Origin of the sequence: Synechococcus sp. R5-15, assembly GCF_047462035.1 — a bacterium.
Lineage (GTDB): Bacteria > Cyanobacteriota > Cyanobacteriia > Thermostichales > Thermostichaceae > Thermostichus.
In genome coordinates, this window is record NZ_JANSIK010000026.1 from 1 (window position 1) to 19,043 (window position 19,043).

Here is a 19,043-nt window from a genome sequence, read left to right on the forward strand (position 1 = left end):
GCGAACCTACTGGCAGGGCGACCTGCTGGCAACCTAGCTCGGTGCCAGGCCCACCACCCTAACCCAATCAGTAGGGGAGTATCTTGATCAAGTGATAGTGGTTGAGAGCTAGTTTTTGTTCATAGCTCCTCTCTCTTTCTTTATAAGAGAGGAGCTCAGGTTTTGCATAAGGTTTCACCTGTCAGTTCAACAGGCTAGATCCCATCCCAAACATTCCTGCATCACCTGGCCCAATAGGTACAGGGATCCGCAGATTACAGCTGGTGGCTCAGTGAGGTTTTTCGGCTTGAGCAACTGAGCCCGAAGAGCGGAGAGATTGGGCAGTGCCCGTGCCGAGGCGAGATGAGGCTGCAGAGTCTGGGCTAGCTGAGCAAGTTGCTCGGGATCCGTCCCAGAGTGGCCGGCAATTGGCAGGGCAAAAAAGCAATCTCCCGGCCGCAGCAGGGTGCTGAGAATGCCCTGGACATCTTTGGTGGTGAGGATGCCCACATACCAGGTGAGGGGGCCGGGTTGATGCTCATCCAGATAGCGACGGAGAGCCTGGGCAGCGGGCAAGTTGTGGGCTCCGTCCATCAGCAACTGACGGGATCCAATCTGCACCCGCTGTAAGCGCCCCGGCCAACGGGTGATGGCAAATCCTTTTTCGACAGCGGCATCTGGGATCCGCCAGCCCTGTTGCTGTAGGGTTTCCACAACGGCAAGGGCTACTGCTGCATTGGTGAGTTGTACATCGCCGCTGAGGGGCAAGGTGAGGAGCTGCCCTCGCCAGTGGACGGTTTGAGGCTCTGACCATCGCAGAGGTTCGACCATCTTCAGGGGGCTTCGCAATTGCTCTGCCTTGGCTCGGATAACTGCTGTGACCTCTGGGGTTTGGGGTGCGCACACTGCCGGGATCCCTGGCTTGAGAATACCCGCCTTTTCAGAGGCAATTTGGGGAAGGCTGTTGCCCAAGCGCTGCCAATGATCCCAGCCGATGGAGGTGATAGCCGTTACCACCGGCTCGATCCCGGCATTGGTAGCATCCAGCCGCCCCCCCAGGCCCACTTCTATCACTGCCACATCCACCTTTTGCCGGCGGAAGTACAGCCAAGCGGCAGCGGTGATAACCTCAAACTGGGTGGGAGAAGCCTCGTCAGGGGCATGGGTTTGTAGGCAGTCTCGCACCTGGGCCAGCGCTTGGCTCCAGTCGTTGGTGGAAATGTATTCCCCGTTCAGCCAAATCCGCTCCCGCCAATCTACTAAATGAGGAGAGGTGTAACGACCCACACGATAGCCTGCCGCCCACAACACGTGGCTGACCCAGGCACAGACAGATCCTTTGCCGTTGGTGCCGGCTACGTGGATGGCCGGGATCCCAGCTTGGGGCTGTCCTAGACGCTGCAGCAAGACTTGCATGCGTTCCAGACTGAGATCCACACCAAAATGGCCCAGGGACTCCAGAAAGGCCGGCCAATCCCAGTCTGGGATCTGGGACAGGGTTAGGGACAAGTTGCTCTGGTTCAAGCAAAGACTCCGTCTTGCCAGGGTAGGTGAGATTTGGGATTTTTTCTAGGGATCAACAATTCTAGAGGTTCACTACAAAAGCGTCACGGATGCCCGGCTGCTTGAGCACCTCTTCCAGGATCCCATCCGGCAGGGGATCGTCCAAGCTGAGCACCATGACTGCATCGCCGCGGATGATCTTGCGCCCCACCTGCATGCTGGCGATGTTGACATTGTAGGCTCCCAGCAGGGTGCCAATCCGTCCGATGATTCCCGGCATATCCCGGTGCAGGGTCATCAGCATGTTGGCGGAAGGGGGCACATTCACCGGGAACTCGTCGATCTGGGTAATCCGCACCTCTCGCTCCCCAATCAACGCCCCCGAAACCGAGCGGATCCCATTGGGGCCGTGGGCAATCAACGTCAGGGATCCGGAATAATCTTTCAAGGAGGGATCTCGGGTTTCCACCACCCGGATGCCCCGTTCTTTGGCCTCAATGGAGGCGTTGACGTAGTTGACCCGCTCCCGCAGCGCCAGCGTCAAAAGCCCTTTGAGGGCGGCAATGACGATCGGCTGACCATCTTTTTCTGCCAGATCTCCCTGCAGGCGGATCTCCAACTGGTTGACGCGATCCCCCGCCAATTGGCCAACCAAGTTGCCTAGGGTTTCGGCCAAGTCCAGGTAGGGTCTGAGGTTTTGCAGCACCTCTGCCTGTAGGCCGGGGATGTTCACGGCAGAGCGGGCCGGCAGCCCCAGCAACACATCGCGGATCTGCTCGGCCACATCAATGGCCACATTCACTTGGGCTTCTTCGGTGGAGGCCCCCAAGTGGGGAGTGAGCAGGACTTCTTTGCCCAGGGAAAACAGCGGGGAGTCCTTCAGGGGCTCATTGGCAAATACATCCAAAGCCGCTCCGGCAATTTGGCCGGATTTCAGGGCTTCGTACAGGGCTTGTTCATCCACCAAACCGCCGCGGGCGCAGTTGATCAGGCGAGCGGTCGGCTTCATCATGCGAAAGGTTTCGGCGTTGAACAGGTTGGTGGTTTCAGGGGTTTTGGGAATGTGCAAGGTGATGTAGTCGGATTCCTGCACCAAAGTTGTGAAGTCCACCAGGCGTACCCCCAGTTGCTCGGCCCGCTCCACGGATAGATAGGGGTCATAGGCCAGCAGCTTCATCCCCATCGCCTTGGCAATCTGGGCCACATGGGATCCAATCCGACCCAATCCGACAATCCCCAGCGTTTTTTTGTAGACTTCTACGCCGACAAACTCTTGCCGATTCCACAGGCCCGATTTCAGAGAGGCATTGGCATCAGGTATGTGGCGGGAGAGGGCCATCATTAAGGCAATGGCGTGCTCGGCAGCGGCAATGGTGTTGCCCTCTGGGGAGTTGACCACCAGGATCCCGGCTTTGGTTGCGGCAGGCACATCGATGTTGTCAACGCCAACGCCCGCCCGCCCGATGATTTTTAAGTTCGTCCCCGCCTCGATCACCTCTCGGGTAACCCGTGTACCGGAGCGCACCATGATGGCATCGTAGTTGGGGATGACCGCGATCAACTGCTCTGGGGTGAGCTGAGTTTGCACATCCACCTGAGCGACTTGGGAGAGAATGTCGATCCCCGCCTGATCGATGGGATCTGTGACGATGACTCTGGGCATAAGCAGCGTTAGTCCAGTGGGATGGAGGGCAACAGAAGTAGGGGAACAGATTACCCAAAAAATTGGGTCTAAAGCTCCGTCCTACCGCTACGCAGTTCGCCTTGGCCTCAGGAAGCTGCAGGAGGGCTTTAATGCTATGGTCATCCTTAGCGGCAGGGTAGTCAACCGCTCTGTTCAAGCAAGCGGGCTATAGGCCTTAAGCCCAGCAGTGCGAAGGCCAACGAAGACACGCTGTGAATATTCTGGTCGTCAATGCCGGTTCCAGCAGCCTCAAATCCTCCCTATTTCTGACGGTTGAGGGAAGGGTGGAGGCCACGCCCATCTGGCAAGCCCAGGTGGATTTCACCTACAAGCCGGGGGAGGCCCTCATCCAGACTCGTCGGCGAGGCGGTGGGTGGGAATCTTTTCCCTCCGCTTCACCTGAGGGAGGGATCGGCCAACTGGCCCCGCTGTTTCAAAGCCTCTGGCAAGGGGAGGGATCCCTGCTCCCGCAGGCGGCTGAGATCGGCGGCGTCGGCCATCGGGTGGTGCATGGGGGATCCCTGTACCGGCAGCCCACCTTAATTACGCCAGAGGTGGAGAGGGCGATTGAGCAATTGATCCCCTTGGCCCCAGCCCACAACCCTGCTGCGCTGGCTGGCATCCGTCTGCTAAGGCAACTGTTGCCGGGGATCCCTCAGGTGGCCGTTTTCGACACCGCCTTCCACCAGCAAATGCCTCTGGCCGCAGCCCTTTACCCCCTTCCCTACGCTTGGGCTGAACAAGGGATCCGCCGCTACGGGTTTCATGGCATCAACCACGAGCATTGCGCCCGTCGCGCTGCCGAGATCTTGAACCGACCCCTGGAAGAGTTGCGGCTGATCACTTGTCACCTGGGCAACGGCTGCTCGTTGGCGGCCATTCGCGGGGGCAGAAGTGTGGACACCACCATGGGCTACACCCCCCTGGAGGGCTTGATGATGGGATCCCGGTCGGGGTCAGTGGATCCGGGCATTTTGATCCATCAGTTGCGCCAGGGCATGAGTGTGGATGAACTGGATCGGATCTTGAACCGAGAATCGGGGTTGAAGGGCGTTTCCGGCCTGAGCAGCGATATGCGGGTTGTGTTGGAGGCAATGGAGGCAGGCCATGCCCGGGCGGAGCTGGCTTTCGATCTGTTTGTCCACCGTCTGCGCAGCCAGATTGGGGCAATGCTCATGAGCTTAGATCGGCTGGATGCGCTGGTGTTTTCTGGGGGGATTGGGGAAAACTCGGCACCGGTGCGGGCGGCAGCCTGTGCAGATCTGGGTTTTTTAGGGATCCAGATCGACCCGGTTTTGAATGCCGGATCCCCCCGCAACTGCGATATCAGCACTTCGGATGCTCCGGTGCGGGTTCTGGTGATCTCAGCCCAAGAGGACTGGGCCATTGCCACAGCTTGCCAAAACCTTTTGCAAGGGGAATAGACGAAGGATTCCAGGCTGCTTCTCGCCAGGTTCTCTCCTTTCCGCCCGCTGGCTTGGTGGAGACAAACTCTAGACAATAAGCTCAAAAAAAGAAGACCTTTTGGAGTGGAGGAAAACCATGCAGCGAAGGCATGAACGGATCCCAGTGCTGGTGCTGCTGAGCAGTGTTCTGGTGGGGTGTGGGGGCACGACCGGCAGCAGCGATCTTCTGCCCTTGCCGCCTCCCATACCTGCTCCATCCCTCACCATTACCGATCTCTCTCCGCGCACCGTCTTGGTGGGGCAAACTCCAACCTTTGTGGTGTCTTTCCGGGTAGAGGCCCCTGCCGGGATCCGGGGTTCCAACGCCTTTTTGGCTTCCGTCACCACCCCACTTGGCAATTTCGTAACCCTGGGAGCTTTTGATGCTGCTCAGTTGCCCGGCTGCTTCGTTGGGGCGACCACCTGCACCGTTACAGGGCTGACCCTGACCCAGAATCGCTTTACCCTCACTCAAACGGGATCCCATCAGCTCACCATCAGTGTGTTCGATCGGCAGGAGCGGCTGGGCAGCGGCAGTTTCCCATTTACCGGAGTGCTTTGAAAACGGTTTGGATAAAGACACAGAGGATACTAGTCTTGCAGGATCCCCAGAAACTCAAAACTCACTCTAGGCCCTATCTCTCAGGTGGATTTCTGAGGCTTCCGGCCAAGGGATCAGGCCACCTCGGTCAAACTTGAACGGCCTCGCCGTTCCTGAGGAGATCGAGTTTTGTTGCTTCAAATCGGGTGGGGATAAAGTCGAGTATGTAGTCACTCTAAACATCATGGTCTAAACATCATGAATGAAACCTTTCCGTCTGGCTCCCCTCTCCCTCTGGAAGAGGAGCTGAGGGTGGTCGCGGAAGCGGCGCGGAGCGTTTGGGCACGGTCTCCAGCAGGAATGTAACTCGGAGATCCCAACTCAGGTGATCCGGATCAGCGCAAGCCTTTGGTCAGGGGAGTAGGTTATAGTTATCCAAAAAGATAACAATTTTGACGAAAAAGACATCTTCTGCTTTCCCCAAGCTGACCTTTGGATATGCTGAAGCCGATCTAGGGAATGGAGGCGCTGAACGGTGGAGAATGGGATTGTGTGTCAACTCACTTTAGAATGGACCGAGGCCGACCGGCGCCGATCGCAAACGGTTTCGCCTGTTCCCTCCAAGCTGGTTACCATTGGACGGGATCCCAGCTGTGATGTGGTGCTCAATGACCCAACTCGCTCGGTCTCAGGAGTTCACGCCGGGCTTTATTTCGATCCCAAAACCTTAAACTTTCACATTCGCAACTTAACTCGGGATCGTTTGCCTCCTAAGCAGCCCAACCCTGTCTGGGTGAATGGCCGAAAAATGATTCAGGAAGAGCTTGCGCTTGAGGCCAATAGCCAAATTCAGTTGGGGCACATTGTGCTGAGGGTGAAGTCTATAGAAGTGGCCAGGAAGGATCAGGGGGATCTCCTCAGCCGCGGCACTTTGGACACCCTCAAGGTTAAGTGCAGCCGCCTGGAAAACCCTCACTACCTGCCCCCAGAATATCAGGGTCAGAATTGTCCCTACTGTGGACATTTGGTCTTGAGCGCTACCTTGGTGATCCCTCCTCCAGAAGCTGGCAAAGCCCCACAACCTCCTCTCTAGAGGACCAACCCTTTCTATTCTTCTTAATTCTTCTTACAGATCCCAGTGGCTGATCCAAGTCCGTGGGGGATAGAAAAAAGGGATCCCGGGCAAACCAAAAGTGACCTGTGAGGTCGCGCTGTTCTGTGTTTTCTCAATGGCCTCTTCATGATCTTTGTATTTGTAAAGGTAAGCAGAAGCTATGCAAATTCAACTGAGCTGGGAAGATCCCATCACCGAAGAACAGCAGGAGCTGATTTTTCCATTGCCTCTTGCCTTGGGCAGGGAGCTGGCCCAATTGCCACAGGAATGGCAAGGTCGAGAAGTGGCGCGGGCTGTGTTTGCCAGCCAGGAGATCTCCCGTTATCACGCCCTCGTCTATCTCGGTGAGGATGGCCAGGTCATCTATGAAGATCGCAGTGCCAACGGCAGCCGCATCAATGGGGAAAAAATCCGTCAGGCACGCCGGGTGCTCCAGGGGGGAGAAGTGGTGGAGCTTGGCCCCTACAGCATCACCGTGGGTTTGGTGTCCCCCAGGGATCCCAATGCCACCCTTCTGACCGCCACCCCTACTCTTTTGCTGGAGCCGCGCACCGAACTGATTCGCCCGGCCACCCAACCCGACACTGCATTTGAGGTTCCCCCGGCTTCCACGGTGGTTTTCGCCCCAGAGCAGCTTCCTGAAGTGCGGGCTGGCTCGGATTTTCCCCCGCCGGATTTGTTTCGAGCCGAGCAAATTGCCCTGAGCGCCCTCAAAGCCACCGGACTGCCTGTGGAGGAGACCCTCTATTTGGCCTTGGGCGGCGGTATCGGCAGCTTTGTCTGGGTGGATACCCTGCGCATCTACGGGGTCAGACCGGAACACATCCGCGTCATCAGCATTGCCCGCAAACCCTACGAACGGTATGAACGGCTTTTGACCAACTGCCAGATCCCCCGCTGGAAGCGAATTCGCTCTGGCTCCGATTCTTGTCCAGACAACATTTGGGGCTGGCCTGGCTATGCTCTGCGGGATGCTTGGCGTTCCTTTTTCTCCGGCCGATTGTTGGAAGCATTCGGCTTTTTGTGGCAGGTATTTAGTGAGCCCTTGTTGGCAGATACCTATACGCCGCGGGCGGGGGATGTATTTGCCTCAATGGATCGGGAGGCAGCCCGAATTGGTTGGGAGCAAATGTTGTGTTACGGCCATATTCGCGCCATTCGCAAAACGGAGGATGGGCGATATGTGGTGGCCTATTCGGCAACGCGGCCCGGCCATACGGATCACCGTTTTATGGTGGCCAAGTATCTCCATTTGGCAACTGGATATCCGGCCATCAAGTTGCTCAACGACCTGCAGGAGTTTCGCGAAAAAACAGGAGATTTGAGATCGGTGGTACACGGCTATGAGCCTCATGATCACGTTTATGAGCAGTTGGAGAAACAAGGTGGCACCGTCCTAATTCGGGGATTTGGGATCGTCGCCTCTCAGGTGATGGAACGCCTTTACGAAGCCCGCAAAGTCAACCCCCGCATCTCGGTGGTGCATCTGAGCCGTGCGCCCAAAAGCGGTAATCGCTTCGGACGAGCCAAACGGGCAGTGGATAACCATTGGGAGTTTCAGCCCTTCAACTGGCCCAAGGGCACTTGGGGAGGAGTTCTGCGTGCCAAATTGGAAGCGGCGACCCCCCTGGAACGGCGCGAACTGCTGGAAGCTTGGGGCGGCACCACGACAGCAAGTCGGCGGAAATGGCGGCGGATCGTGCGGCAAGGGTTGCGAGAGGGCTGGTACTCGATTGTGTTCGGCAAGGTGGAGTCGGTGGTTCCCGGCGACAAGGGTAAGCCGGTAACCTACATTCGAGGTACCCACAACAACACGCAATTAAAGGTGGAGGCCGATTTCGTTATCGACTGTACGGGTTTGGTTTCGGATCCCATGACCAATCCTCTCCTCAACGATCTAATTACCCACTACAACCTGCCCCTCAATCCTCACGGGCGCTTGCATGTCTCCAACGACTTTGAGCTGGTGGAGATGCGCAACCGGGATGGGCGAATGTACGCCGCTGGGATCATCACCTTGGGCGGGCCCTATGCGCCGGTGGATACGTTTTTGGGTTTACAGTACTGTGCCCATCGCTCGGTGGAACACCTGGCTCGACTGCGGGCACCGGGGGTCAAAGGCTTAGAAGGGATCCGATCCCTGTGGCAATGGTGCAAGTGGGCCCTAAACATCAGCCCCTAGCTTGCCGACATTGGGCAACGCTCCTGGATTTTGCCGGATGTTTATGGTTATCAACGCTATTGTTGGCGACACATCATGGCTATTCCCCATCCCGTTGAACCTGGTGAAAGGGGTGTTGCGTTGATCCCCAACTCTTCTATACCAAAGGGAGAACGGATGGGGGTGAAGGCCAGAAGATTCTCTCAAACAGACCGGGAGCGAAATAGATCCTGATGATCTCGATAGGCAAAACTGCTGGAGGAAAAGATGACTCCGACCCTGATTGGCCGCTGGCAAACTCGCATTTTCTTATTGGCCACCGTTGGTGTTTTGGCAAGTTTACCCTTTTATTTTGGGATCACTGGACATGGCGGCAGCCTCACCTATTTTTGGGTGCTGTTCTACGTAGGTCTGTTTGGCTGTGTTTGGGATGTTGTTTATAACTACCTGATGGGGTGGATGTGGGATCACGATTGGCCTGGGATCCTTCAGCTTTTGGCCGGCATTTGGGAAGGGCTTTTTTTGGGTACAGTCCTGAGGGTGGTGGGTCTGCCTCATATCCCAAGACAACGGTTTGATTTGGGAGATTTTATTCTCCACTACAGTGTGGTCTGGGTTTGCCTTTACCTCAGCGCTTGGGTGGTGATGCGCATTTTGTTTCCCCGCTGGCGCTTTCGCGGTGGAGAGTGGCTGGGGCCATGGCCTCGCTCTGGCAGCTAGAGAGGGGATCCACTGCCGCTAGAATCAGGCTGGGAGATCTCCCCGGATAAGTCTGTACAGGCTGAGGGGAGTTGAAAAGTTGTTGCTGACCCAGATTTTTGCCCCATGCAAGCCTGTACCCTGATTGCCCGCGCCAAGATCAACCTCTACCTGGAAATCCTCGGCTCCCGTCCTGATGGGTATTCAGAGGTGGCGATGGTGTTGCAGAGCATTCATTTGGCGGATCGACTGCAGTTGAAGAGCCGTCCTCACGGGATCCACCTCACCTGCGATCGCCCAGAAGTGCCCACAGATGCCCGCAACCTTGCCTATCGAGCGGCTGAGCTGCTGCAAAAAGAGTGTCACTCTTCCGCCGGGGTGGAGATTCACATCGAAAAGCACATTCCGGTGGCAGCAGGTTTGGCGGGGGGCTCGGCTGATGCGGCAGCGGTTTTGGTGGGGTTGAACCAACTGTGGGGGCTGGGCCTGACGGTGGGAGAGTTGCAGAGTTTGGCAGCCCGCTTGGGATCCGACATTCCCTTCTGTATCCAGGGGGGAACGCAACTGGCCACCGGGCGCGGGGAAGTTTTGGAGCCGCTGGCCGATTGGGAAGGGATCCCTGTGCTGCTGGCCAAGCCCAAGCACCTGGGGGTTTCCACCGCCTGGGCCTATCAAGCCTTTCGTTCTCGTCAGGGGAGCTTGGGAGGGGATGCCCTACTCAAACCCACACTGCCCACCTTGCCGCAGGCGTTGGCGGCTCTCAGCCGTCAGGATCCGCCGGCGTTAGCCAGGAGTTTGCGCAATGACCTGGAACAGGTGGTTTTGCCGGAGTACGCGATTGTAGGGGAACTGCGCCAAGCTCTTCTCTCGGCGGGGGCACTGGGATCCCTGATGTCGGGGTCGGGGCCAACGGTCTTCGGGATCATGCCCAGCCTGGAGCTGGCCGCCCAAGCGCGCGACACCCTGCGTCGCCAGTTTCAAGATGTGGAGTTTTGGGTGACGCAGTTTGCCCCCACCGGGATTCTGCTGCAGCCGGATCCCTGTAGCCTCAGTCCTACCTAGGTTGTCGACTGGATGGGCTGAATGTGGGATCCCCACCTGACCTTCTCTATCCTCCCCTCCAGTTGACCAAAAAAACTGGGTTACAAGCCCCGCCCTTCTAGGGCGGCTTTTGTAAGATGCTATTAGACAGGAAAGGCAACTTTGCATGTACCTTGTCCGCAAGCTCAAGCTAGGCGTCTCAGAGCAACTGCAGCTGTTGAGCAGGGCAGCAGGCGAGCTGTACTCAAAAGTGCTCGTTCACTTTTGGCGGGTCGTCCGCAAGAAGGGATTGTGGTTAAAGCCTTCCACATTCATGCGTTGGTTTCCCAACGACCCTGAGAATACACTTCATGCCCACAGTGCAGACGCAGTAGTGCAAAGCTTCTTTGCCTCTCTCAAGTCCTGGCGGGAACGCCGCAAAACCGACCCCAACGCCCGTCCACCTCGACGCCGTCGGTACTTCTACAAAGTCCAGTGGAAATCTTCAGCCATCCAAGTCGTCAATGGGAAGCTGCGATTGTCGAACGGGAAAGGCAAGGAGCCCCTGATTGTTAACTGGGCTTGGGATACGCCTGTTTGGGTAGAGATGGGCTGGGATGGCCAGCAGTATGAGCTGAGGGCTTGCTACAAGGTGGGGGATACGCCGCCGGAAGAAGAGGGGGAAGAGAGCAACGTTGCCGCTGTGGATTTGGGTGAGATTCACCCCGCAGTCGCTCATGAGGGGGGACAAACCTACATCGCCAATGGCAGGCTGCTGCGCTCCAAAAGGCGCTACCAGAACAAGCTGCAGGGCAAGCTAGCTCGACTCCTGGCGCGCAAAAAGCGGGGCTCTCGGCGGTGGAAGCGGCTAGTTCGCTCTCAACGTTTGCAGCTCAAGAAGCTGCGCAATCAAATTCGGGATATTCTGCACAAGCAGACAACCCGATTGGTCTCCACGCTCCACAAGCGAGGCGTGCAGACAGTTGTGATTGGCGACCTTCGGGATATCCGGATGTCTGCCAACTACAACAAAAAGGCGAATCAGAAGATCCACCAGATGTTGCATGGTCAAGTCCGGCATCTCATCACCTACAAAGCTGAGCGGTTGGGGATGAGAGTGGTACTGCAAGATGAGCGGTACAGCTCTCAGGAGTGTCCTGTTTGTGGACAGAGAAACAAGCCCAAAGGTCGTGTGTACAGGTGTGGGTGTGGGTTTGAGTTCCATCGGGACGGGGTGGGGGCAATTAACATCCGCAGGAAGTATCTGGGCTCCGGCCCAGTAGTTGGGGCCATGGCATCCCCCATAGGGTTGAGGTTTCAGCCTCATGCCCTGTGTAGCTCAGTCGGTAGGAGCAATTCTGCTGGCTGAGAAAGCATCCCCGTCCTTTAAGACGGGGAGTATGTCAAATAGTAGGATGAGCACCTGAACTTAACCTTGCGTTTACAGACCGCTGGCCTTAGCGGTCTAGCTACCTCTTCAGCTTTGAACCTCCCTCATGCCGCCCATCACCAAGATCCTGATTGCCAACCGGGGTGAGATTGCCCTGCGCATCATCCGCACCTGTCAGGAAATGGGGATCCGAACTGTGGCCGTTTACTCCACTGCGGATCAGAACTCCCTGCACGTCCAACTGGCGGACGAGGCTGTTTGCGTAGGAGATGCCCCGGTGGCCAAAAGCTACCTCAACATTCCCAACATCATCTCGGCAGCCCTCACCCGCGGGGCCACTGCCATTCATCCGGGCTATGGGTTCTTGGCGGAGAATGCCAAATTTGCCGAGATGTGTGCCGACCACAACTTGATCTTCATCGGCCCCTCGCCAGAGGCGATGCGCAAGATGGGCGACAAGGCCACGGCCCGCGAGACCATGCAAGCGGTGGGGGTGCCGACGGTGCCGGGCAGCCGCGGGTTGATCACCTCTGAGGAGGAGGCAGTGAAGCTGGCGGAGAAAATCGGCTACCCCGTGATCATCAAAGCCACCGCCGGTGGCGGGGGGCGGGGTATGCGGGTGGCGCGGGATGCCCAGGAGCTGCTGAAGATGCTGCGCACCGCTCAGGGGGAAGCCCAAGCAGCCTTTGGCAACGGCGGGGTTTACTTGGAGAAGTTCATCGAGCGCCCCCGTCATGTGGAGTTTCAGATCTTGGCGGATAGCCAGGGCAATGTGGTGCATCTGTACGAGCGGGATTGCTCCATTCAACGGCGGCATCAAAAGCTGTTGGAAGAGGCCCCCAGCCCGGCTTTGACTGCAAGCTTGCGCGCCCGCATGGGAGCAGCGGCGGTGAAAGCAGCCAAGGTGGTGAATTACGTGGGAGCGGGCACGGTGGAGTTTTTGCTGGATAAAAACGGCCAGTTTTACTTCATCGAGATGAATACCCGCATCCAGGTGGAGCATCCGGTTACTGAGATGGTGACCGGGCTGGATCTGATTGCCGAGCAGATTCGCATTGCCCAAGGTCAACCCCTCACCTTTCGCCAGAAGGATGTGGAACTGCGGGGCCATGCTATCGAATGCCGCATCAACGCCGAGGATCCCAAGCAGCAGTTTCGGCCTTGCGCTGGCACGATCAGTGCCTATTTGCCCCCTGGGGGGCCGGGGGTGCGCATGGATTCCCACATCTACACCGACTACACCATTCCCCCCTACTACGATTCGCTGTTGGGCAAGCTGATCGTCTGGGGGCCTAACCGGGCAGCAGCCATCCGCCGCATGCAGCGGGCTTTGGGGGAATGCGCCATCACCGGGGTGCCCACCACGATCCCTTTCCACCAGCAGATCCTGCGCCACGAGGCTTTTTTGCGGGGCGAGGTGTACACGGACTTCATCGCTCAGCATTTGATGCCGGGGTAGGGGCCGAGTCCAAGCTGGAGCTTGCTCGCAGGGGAAGGATAGAGTTGGTTGAGGGTTGCCAGTGGGCTAAAGATGAGGGATCCCCGACCTGGTCAGGTTCGACAGACTCAACCGAGCGGCCCTGTTCCCAGCCTCAGCCATCTGGCGGCGCAATTTTTGCAGGAGCGGCAGCGGGATCTGGCCCCGGCTAGCCGCCGCACCTATCGCATCGCTCTGGAGCAGTTTGCCAAAACTTGCCCCGTGCCGCTGCCCCAGGTGCAGCCTGCCCACGTCCAGTCCTTTTTGAACAGCTTGAAGGGCCGTCCGTTTCGCAACCGCTCCGGCCAGCGGATCCACCCGCCCGCCTCTCCGGCCACCTACAACCTCAAGCGGTTGGCCTTGCAACAATTTTTTGAATGGGCCAGCCAACGGGGCTACCTTCAGGATCCCCTGCCCACTCAAGCCATTCGACCTGCCCGCCTACCCGCTCGTTTGCCTCGCGATCTGGATCGGTTGTTGTTGCAGCGGGTGTTGCAGCGGGCCCAAAACCATTCTCTGCGCTACGCGGCTTTGATTCGCCTGATGCTGGAGTGCGGGCTGCGGGCCCAGGAGCTGTTGGACTTAACCGTTCAAGATTTTCAAATCAGCCCCGAGGGATCCCTGTTGGAAGTGCGCTGTGGCAAGGGGAGTAAACCTCGCGCTGTGGCAGTAGGGGATCCCCTCTCCGAGCTGTTGCAGCAGTATCTGAGCCGAGAACGGGGCCCGTGCGCGCCGACGGATCCCTTGTTTGTTTCCCAATCTCGCTGCTTGGCCTACCGGGGGCGCCCCCTCACCTACGATGGCCTGCGGCATATTGTGCTCAAGCTAACCGAGCCTGAGCCGGGACATCAAACCCCCCACCAGTTTCGCCACAGTTTTGCCACCTTGTTGCTGGATCGCGGCGTTGCCCCTGAGCATATCCAGCACCTGCTGGGCCATACAACTGCCGCCATGACGATGCGCTACACCCAGCGGGCCAACTTGAGAGCAGCCATCGCCCGTTCCCGCGAGATCTTAAATCAGGGCTTGGTTTAGGGATCCCTGGCTGTACTATGGCCTCTGTCGTTTCCAGTGAGACAGACGCGGATTGCTCGCAGAAAGAGGGATCCCCAAAAAGAGATCAAGGATCCTCAAGGACGGACAAACCTGACTAAGGTGGTTGGAATGACCTGAAAACAACCGATAACCAATGGGTTATTTCAAGTTACACGCTGGAGAGGAATGTAGAGCACATGCTCTCTCCCCTTGCCAATGGGCAACTGCGGCCCAAGACTGGCCTTCTGTTGTCCCAACCAGATGATCAGGTTTTTGTTCTCAGGATAGTATTCCAAAACATACTTGATGAAGTCATCAATTGTACATGGCTCGTTGAAACCTCCCATCCACTGATGAAAGTGGCTATGCACTTCGCTGGCTATAGTAATCAGGTTGGAAGGATTTGCTGCAATCTTTGGATAGTGCGCTTCAGAGTAGAGATGGTGAACCGTTAGGCTACTGGCTGTTTTTCGAGTAACTCTACAGAGATTTTTATCCCTTCTTCTTGCAAGCTCTTTTGCTCCTTCTATCTGCCTTTGTCTATCCTGGATTGTCTTGACGATTGCCTGAATCTGGGGTTCAATGCGTTCGCCAACATCTCGACACCAGTCTTTTCTGTGGTTTTGCTTGAGGACTTCTACCATAATCTTGGCAAGCTCATAGATGCCTCGCAAAGAGAGGTAGACAGTGTCGTCGTTGCCAAAGCGTGTGTAATGAACGTCTTTGATGAGTTTACTTTGTTTTGATGCAATCTCAAGCGCTTTCTTAAGGTAATCAGTTCGAGTTCCAAAGATCGTCACAACATCTTGAAGAGATAGCCAAAACTGATCTTGTCTTCTGACCAGAGAGGAGCTGTTTTCGAGGATCCTATGATCCACCAGAGCCTTCTGCCTCTTGCGATACTCTTCCTTGAACCAATTCCTAATGCTTGTGCTAATGCTTGTGTCTGTAGAGTACTTACGACCTTGCTCTGACCTAGACCTTAAAAAGGATAAAATGGCGTAAGCACCAGACTGCGTGTATTCTCTCAGCCCCGAACTTTTGTTGATAACGCGATAGTCTTTACCTTCCACCAGTTCCCACTCATCATCAGGGATACTGTCAAAGTAGGCTTCAATCTCCCTGAGTTCCTCAAGGCTGATACCCAAAAATTCGGCGAGCTTGTTTGAAGAAACATAGACTATAGCCATTGCTCAAATTTCTCCGTAAGGCTTTTGTAGAAGAGAGTCAATCGCTGGAAAATTTTGTCATCCCCGGTTGGAGAATCGGGATGGTAGATCTTGCTCAGGCGATAAAAGGCAGCTTTGATGTCCTCATTGGTAGCTCGATCGGGGTCAAGTCCAAAAACCCGCCATGGCAAGTCGTACTTGAAGATGTTGATCCCGTTGATGCAGCCATACCCCTCTTCCCCCTCTTCGTTGGGAAGGATCCCGATGTGCTGACGATAAATGCGCTCCAAATCGTCTATGTTGGATAAGCTCAGCTTGCCCATGCCGCTGGTTGCCAGTTTGAAGCTGGCTGACTTTCTCAGCTCGGCTGCGTTTTTAACGCCAAAGTGGTTGTAAATCGCTTTCTGCAGCTCTTTGACAGACAACCGAGGCGGTGGCTGTAGCTGCCTGACCACAAACCGCGCAAAATTCTCCAGGAGTTCCTTAGAGATGCCGTAGGTATCGGAAAGGCGCTGGATTTCTGCAGCAATCGCCCTTTGCGGATCGGGCTTGGTCTCTTCTCTTGAGGTTGCCCTAGTTGTTTTTGGTTTTGTGCTGGCGGCTTTTTTGGGCATGGCTTCCCCTCAAGTCAGTGATGCCAAGTGTAGATCCGCACAAAACTTATAGGCTGTCTGTGAATTTATTTGCACAATGATGCAGACAATCTTAGGTCAGTGTAACAATGTTGCCGGTACCTGTAAAGCTTTGCACCACATAAGCTTCGCCATACCGATGCCCAGTTGGATGGCTTGGTGTGGGGAGCAGATCCGCACTGGGCGGCCCCGCAGGCGAATCTCGCCAGCATCCGGCTGGTAGAGGCCCGCCAGCATGTTCATCAGGGTGGTTTTCCCGGCGCCATTCTCCCCCCGGAGAGCGTAAATCTCCCCGGCCCGTAGTTCAAAGTCCACGCTAGAGCGCCCCCAGCTTGCCTGTTCGGTTGAGTTCCCCCGCCAGGATCCCTACCAGACAGGCTCTCTCATAAAAAGGCTGATCATAAATGGAAGGCTCTCTGAAGAAAGAGGTACACAGGTTGAGTACCACCTTTCCTTGGCAGTGAACGTATTTCCGGCTACTTTTCAGCGCCAACTTGGGGCCGCCCCTTCAGCTTTTGGGGATCAGTCGCTTCGGACAGGCAGCACGGATATGGGATTCGCTCAGGTCGGGCATGAGAGCCAAGGCCCGTTGGGCATCAATCTGGGCTTCGCACACCGCCTCCAACACCTGTTCGGCCATCAGGGAAAGGGGCATATCAGCGGTTTGTTCGGGGTCGGTATCCAGGGAAATTTGTCGGACTCCCACAGGGGGGGGTGGCAACACCGGCGGAGCTGCCTGCGGGGACAGGGTGGTGGAAGTGCCCACCTCCAACTGCGCTTCTGCCAGGGCCACACCGCGCCCCACTATCAGTAGGGATCCCAGCAGCAGGGGCCATCCTAGCCTACGACCCCCTTTGCGGAACTGAGTCGGAGCCTTCTGCTGTCGCTCAAGGCTGCTGATGTTTACGGCCCTCTTGAACCTGTCACCGAGCATGTCACCTCTCCGAAACCACCCCTTTGCTCAAGATATCCAACACAACTTGAATTTGCAGTAGGCTATCGTTGGCCCTCCAGGTAGTGCCCACCCGTTGCCAAACTTTGCCCGCTCCAGCCCTGCCCCCTCTATGGCCCGTCTGTCTCAAGAGCTAGCCCGGTTTTCCCGCCTTCCCGAGAGCCCAGAGCAACCCGAACCCTCCCCGGAAGGGTTGATCCGCATCGAAGACATTCTAAAACTGGCGGGCGAGCGCAGTTTTGGCTTGTTTTTGGCGGTGCTCTCTTTCCCTTCTGCTTTGCCTCTGCCGGCTCCCGGCTATTCCACTCCCTTTGGCGTGGTCATCCTGTTGCTGGCCGCACAAATGCTGGCAGGGCGAACCACTCCTTGGCTGCCGAAATGGGTGTTGCAGACCTCTATTGAACGGAAGCATTTTCAAAAGTGGGTGCAGGCTGGGATCCCATGGTTGCAGCGCATTGAAAAAATTGCCCGCCCCCGTTGGAAGCAGCTTTGCACCACACGGCTCGGCCAAGTCTGGCTGGGCACCTGGATCGGCTTGATGGGGATTTCCATGATCATCCCCGTTCCAGGCACCAACACCCTGCCGGCAATGGGGGTTTTCGTCACCGCCTTTGGCCTCCTGGAAGAAGACGGGATCCTGTGCAGCTTGGGATCCCTGATCTGTGTAGCAGGAGGACTGCTGACCACTTCCATTTTGATCGGCCTGTGGTTGGGGGGAACAACCCTTTTGGATTGGCTGGGAAGATAGCTATGCCAGCACCGCTTTTATCGGGATGCTGGGGTCAGCGCCAGATCCTGAGTGAGGCGCAGCTCGATCACCTGATTGGGATCCAGCACCACCACCTGTGGTGCCGTTACATTGCCAATTACCGCTCCGGCCACCCCTGCCCCCAGCACTTCCTCTGTGGCAATGGCATTGTCTCCGGTTACCAAGCCGAGAATAGCGCCTGCTGCTGCACCGATGGCCGCATCCTGAATGATTTTGCCTGTGGTGGTGTAGCGGGGATCCTTGACATCGTGAATGATGTCCGATTGGGCAGCCAAGGGGAACAGTTGGTTGTTGACAATGATGCTTTCCGCCACAAAACGGGTGCCCCCTGGGGCTGGCTCAAAGCGGCCATCCACCCGCGAGCCAAAAGGCACCAGAATATCCCCCTGGGCGTTGCGAATCGGGTTGCGGACGATCAAAGACATGGGCCGGGTTTCGTTGGGGGCAATGAAGAGGCGCTCGTTGAAGGGGGTGGTGGTTTGCATCAGGGTGCCCGCCGCTAGGGTGGAAAGGCGCAGGTCAAAGCCTGGCTGGGAACCGGAGGGCAAGCCCCCTGGGTTTTGTGCCACCAAGGATCCCCGGCTGAGCATGGCCTGGTGGGTGAAGGCTGCTACCTCGGCGCGAGTGGCGGGACGGTTGGGTTCCAAGAGCATCGGGTCTGGATAATTGACAATCAACCCGGCGCGGTTGGCTGCCGCAAGTTGTGCCAGGGCCCAATTGGGGATGGCTGCCGCATCTCGGTAGCGGCTGAAGAGATCTCCGGGCTGAGCGGCTGGGATCGCTCCCGTGTTGCCAATGGCGTTGGTCAAAACCACCAGCGCTTCGGTGCGGGTAACGGGCTGCTCAGGACGGAAGGTGCCATCGGGAAAGCCTGCCACCAGGTTGTTGGCTGCTGCCGTCGAGATGGCGCTGGCTGCCCAGTGGGTGGGGGGCACATCCCGAAAGCCGATAAAAGTACCGGAGGTATTGCGGAGGCGGAAAGCGGTATTGACAATGGTGGCAAACTGAGCGCGGGTCACCGGCTCATTGGGGCGGAAGGTACCATCGGGGAAGCCGTTCAACACTCCTTGAGCGGAGAGGGTCTCAATGTAGGCTTGGGCCCAGTGACCAAAGGTGTCGCGGAAGGGAGCGGCCATGGCCACCTGGCAGTGGATGCCCAAGACAGCTCCCGATAGGAGTATGCCTGCTGCACGTGGAGTTAAAAGAGAGGGAAACATCGTTCGTTCACCGAGTTGTCGTAGCGCCCATCGCTGGGTCAATGGCTACTTTTATTCTGGCTATTTCCTCAGTGATGACAATGGCGGAAACCCTTGCTCTGTGGTAATTTGAGCGTTTCTAACCCAAGATTTGCAGCAAAACGCAACTGCAGAGGATTGATAAGGAAACCCCTAAATCTCTGTCGCGTCAGCTAGAAATCGCAGGAGCCCCGCACTGTACCCGTAGGGTCAGTGCCGGGAGGAATGCGCTTTGATG

At 56.9% G+C, this 19,043-nt stretch carries 17 protein-coding genes; 10 read left to right on the forward strand and 7 right to left on the reverse strand.

Annotation, left to right across the window (positions count from 1 at the left end):
* Positions 1-186: 186 nt before the first annotated feature.
* Positions 187-1,503: a bifunctional folylpolyglutamate synthase/dihydrofolate synthase gene (locus NW839_RS02695; RefSeq protein WP_414351299.1), complete on the reverse strand. Its 1,317-nt coding sequence runs from the start codon at positions 1,501-1,503 to the stop codon at positions 187-189.
* Positions 1,504-1,564: 61 nt separating this feature from the next.
* Positions 1,565-3,145 (reverse strand): phosphoglycerate dehydrogenase, encoded by a 1,581-nt coding sequence (gene serA, locus NW839_RS02700; RefSeq protein WP_011433001.1) that lies wholly within the window; start codon positions 3,143-3,145, stop codon positions 1,565-1,567.
* Between the two features lie 233 nt (positions 3,146-3,378).
* On the opposite strand from serA, the gene NW839_RS02705 reads away from it, so the two are divergent.
* The 9 genes from NW839_RS02705 to NW839_RS02745 all read left to right on the forward strand — a co-directional run bounded on the left by NW839_RS02705 (position 3,379) and on the right by NW839_RS02745 (position 14,048).
* A complete protein-coding gene (locus NW839_RS02705; protein WP_414332255.1) occupies positions 3,379-4,590 on the forward strand; it encodes an acetate kinase in 1,212 nt (403 codons plus the stop codon).
* A 118-nt stretch (positions 4,591-4,708) separates the two neighbouring features.
* Positions 4,709-5,173 (forward strand): hypothetical protein, encoded by a 465-nt coding sequence (locus NW839_RS02710; RefSeq protein ID WP_414351297.1) that lies wholly within the window; start codon positions 4,709-4,711, stop codon positions 5,171-5,173.
* A 529-nt stretch (positions 5,174-5,702) separates the two neighbouring features.
* Positions 5,703-6,245 (forward strand): FHA domain-containing protein, encoded by a 543-nt coding sequence (locus NW839_RS02715; protein WP_414351296.1) that lies wholly within the window; start codon positions 5,703-5,705, stop codon positions 6,243-6,245.
* Positions 6,246-6,426: 181 nt separating this feature from the next.
* Positions 6,427-8,448 carry an FHA domain-containing protein gene (locus tag NW839_RS02720; RefSeq protein ID WP_414351294.1) on the forward strand — a complete coding sequence of 674 codons (2,022 nt, stop codon included), beginning with the start codon at positions 6,427-6,429 and terminating at the stop codon, positions 8,446-8,448.
* A gap of 246 nt (positions 8,449-8,694) precedes the next feature.
* Entirely contained in the window at positions 8,695-9,147 is a 453-nt protein-coding gene (locus tag NW839_RS02725; RefSeq protein ID WP_414344702.1) for a hypothetical protein, read from the forward strand.
* Between the two features lie 105 nt (positions 9,148-9,252).
* Positions 9,253-10,188: a 4-(cytidine 5'-diphospho)-2-C-methyl-D-erythritol kinase gene (gene ispE, locus NW839_RS02730; protein ID WP_414351292.1), complete on the forward strand. Its 936-nt coding sequence runs from the start codon at positions 9,253-9,255 to the stop codon at positions 10,186-10,188.
* A gap of 145 nt (positions 10,189-10,333) precedes the next feature.
* The gene (locus NW839_RS02735) at positions 10,334-11,515 is read left to right on the forward strand and encodes an RNA-guided endonuclease InsQ/TnpB family protein (RefSeq protein ID WP_414332259.1); all 1,182 of its coding nucleotides are present in this window, start codon (positions 10,334-10,336) and stop codon (positions 11,513-11,515) included.
* A 127-nt stretch (positions 11,516-11,642) separates the two neighbouring features.
* Positions 11,643-12,995, forward strand: a complete 1,353-nt coding sequence (accC, locus tag NW839_RS02740; protein WP_414351288.1) for an acetyl-CoA carboxylase biotin carboxylase subunit — start codon at positions 11,643-11,645, stop codon at positions 12,993-12,995.
* A 72-nt stretch (positions 12,996-13,067) separates the two neighbouring features.
* Positions 13,068-14,048 (forward strand): tyrosine-type recombinase/integrase, encoded by a 981-nt coding sequence (locus NW839_RS02745; RefSeq protein ID WP_414351285.1) that lies wholly within the window; start codon positions 13,068-13,070, stop codon positions 14,046-14,048.
* 164 nt (positions 14,049-14,212) lie between these two features.
* On the opposite strand, the gene NW839_RS02750 is transcribed toward NW839_RS02745, so the two are convergent.
* The 4 genes from NW839_RS02750 to NW839_RS02765 all read right to left on the reverse strand — a co-directional run bounded on the left by NW839_RS02750 (position 14,213) and on the right by NW839_RS02765 (position 16,783).
* On the reverse strand, positions 14,213-15,238 hold the full coding sequence (locus tag NW839_RS02750) for a hypothetical protein (RefSeq protein WP_414351283.1): 1,026 nt from the start codon (positions 15,236-15,238) through the stop codon (positions 14,213-14,215).
* Positions 15,229-15,831, reverse strand: coding sequence for a DnaJ domain-containing protein (locus tag NW839_RS02755; protein ID WP_414351281.1), 603 nt, complete (start codon positions 15,829-15,831; stop codon positions 15,229-15,231). The genes NW839_RS02750 and NW839_RS02755 overlap by 10 nt, the downstream gene beginning before the upstream one ends.
* Before the next feature lie 96 nt (positions 15,832-15,927).
* Positions 15,928-16,164, reverse strand: coding sequence for an ATP-binding cassette domain-containing protein (locus NW839_RS02760; protein WP_414344206.1), 237 nt, complete (start codon positions 16,162-16,164; stop codon positions 15,928-15,930).
* A 193-nt stretch (positions 16,165-16,357) separates the two neighbouring features.
* On the reverse strand, positions 16,358-16,783 hold the full coding sequence (locus NW839_RS02765) for a hypothetical protein (protein ID WP_414351279.1): 426 nt from the start codon (positions 16,781-16,783) through the stop codon (positions 16,358-16,360).
* Between the two features lie 94 nt (positions 16,784-16,877).
* Here NW839_RS02765 and NW839_RS02770 point away from each other — a divergent pair, with 94 nt between their 5' ends.
* Complete coding sequence (locus NW839_RS02770; protein ID WP_238376955.1) at positions 16,878-17,549, forward strand: exopolysaccharide biosynthesis protein; 672 nt, start codon at positions 16,878-16,880, stop codon at positions 17,547-17,549.
* 17 nt (positions 17,550-17,566) lie between these two features.
* Here the strand turns inward: NW839_RS02770 and NW839_RS02775 are convergent, their stop codons facing one another.
* Positions 17,567-18,730 carry an S-layer homology domain-containing protein gene (locus NW839_RS02775; protein WP_414351276.1) on the reverse strand — a complete coding sequence of 388 codons (1,164 nt, stop codon included), beginning with the start codon at positions 18,728-18,730 and terminating at the stop codon, positions 17,567-17,569.
* Positions 18,731-19,043: the final 313 nt, after the last annotated feature.

What these genes read in the sequence shown, in the direction of transcription:
- serA (WP_011433001.1), bottom strand. Translation starts at nt 3,145, where the DNA reads ATGCCCAGAGTCATCGTCACAGATCCCATCGATCAGGCGGGGATCGAC.
- NW839_RS02710 (WP_414351297.1), top strand. Translation starts at nt 4,709, where the DNA reads ATGCAGCGAAGGCATGAACGGATCCCAGTGCTGGTGCTGCTGAGCAGT.
- NW839_RS02720 (WP_414351294.1), top strand. Translation starts at nt 6,427, where the DNA reads ATGCAAATTCAACTGAGCTGGGAAGATCCCATCACCGAAGAACAGCAG.
- NW839_RS02725 (WP_414344702.1), top strand. Translation starts at nt 8,695, where the DNA reads ATGACTCCGACCCTGATTGGCCGCTGGCAAACTCGCATTTTCTTATTG.
- ispE (WP_414351292.1), top strand. Translation starts at nt 9,253, where the DNA reads ATGCAAGCCTGTACCCTGATTGCCCGCGCCAAGATCAACCTCTACCTG.
- NW839_RS02735 (WP_414332259.1), top strand. Translation starts at nt 10,334, where the DNA reads ATGTACCTTGTCCGCAAGCTCAAGCTAGGCGTCTCAGAGCAACTGCAG.
- accC (WP_414351288.1), top strand. Translation starts at nt 11,643, where the DNA reads ATGCCGCCCATCACCAAGATCCTGATTGCCAACCGGGGTGAGATTGCC.
- NW839_RS02745 (WP_414351285.1), top strand. Translation starts at nt 13,068, where the DNA reads ATGAGGGATCCCCGACCTGGTCAGGTTCGACAGACTCAACCGAGCGGC.
- NW839_RS02750 (WP_414351283.1), bottom strand. Translation starts at nt 15,238, where the DNA reads ATGGCTATAGTCTATGTTTCTTCAAACAAGCTCGCCGAATTTTTGGGT.
- NW839_RS02755 (WP_414351281.1), bottom strand. Translation starts at nt 15,831, where the DNA reads ATGCCCAAAAAAGCCGCCAGCACAAAACCAAAAACAACTAGGGCAACC.
- NW839_RS02765 (WP_414351279.1), bottom strand. Translation starts at nt 16,783, where the DNA reads ATGCTCGGTGACAGGTTCAAGAGGGCCGTAAACATCAGCAGCCTTGAG.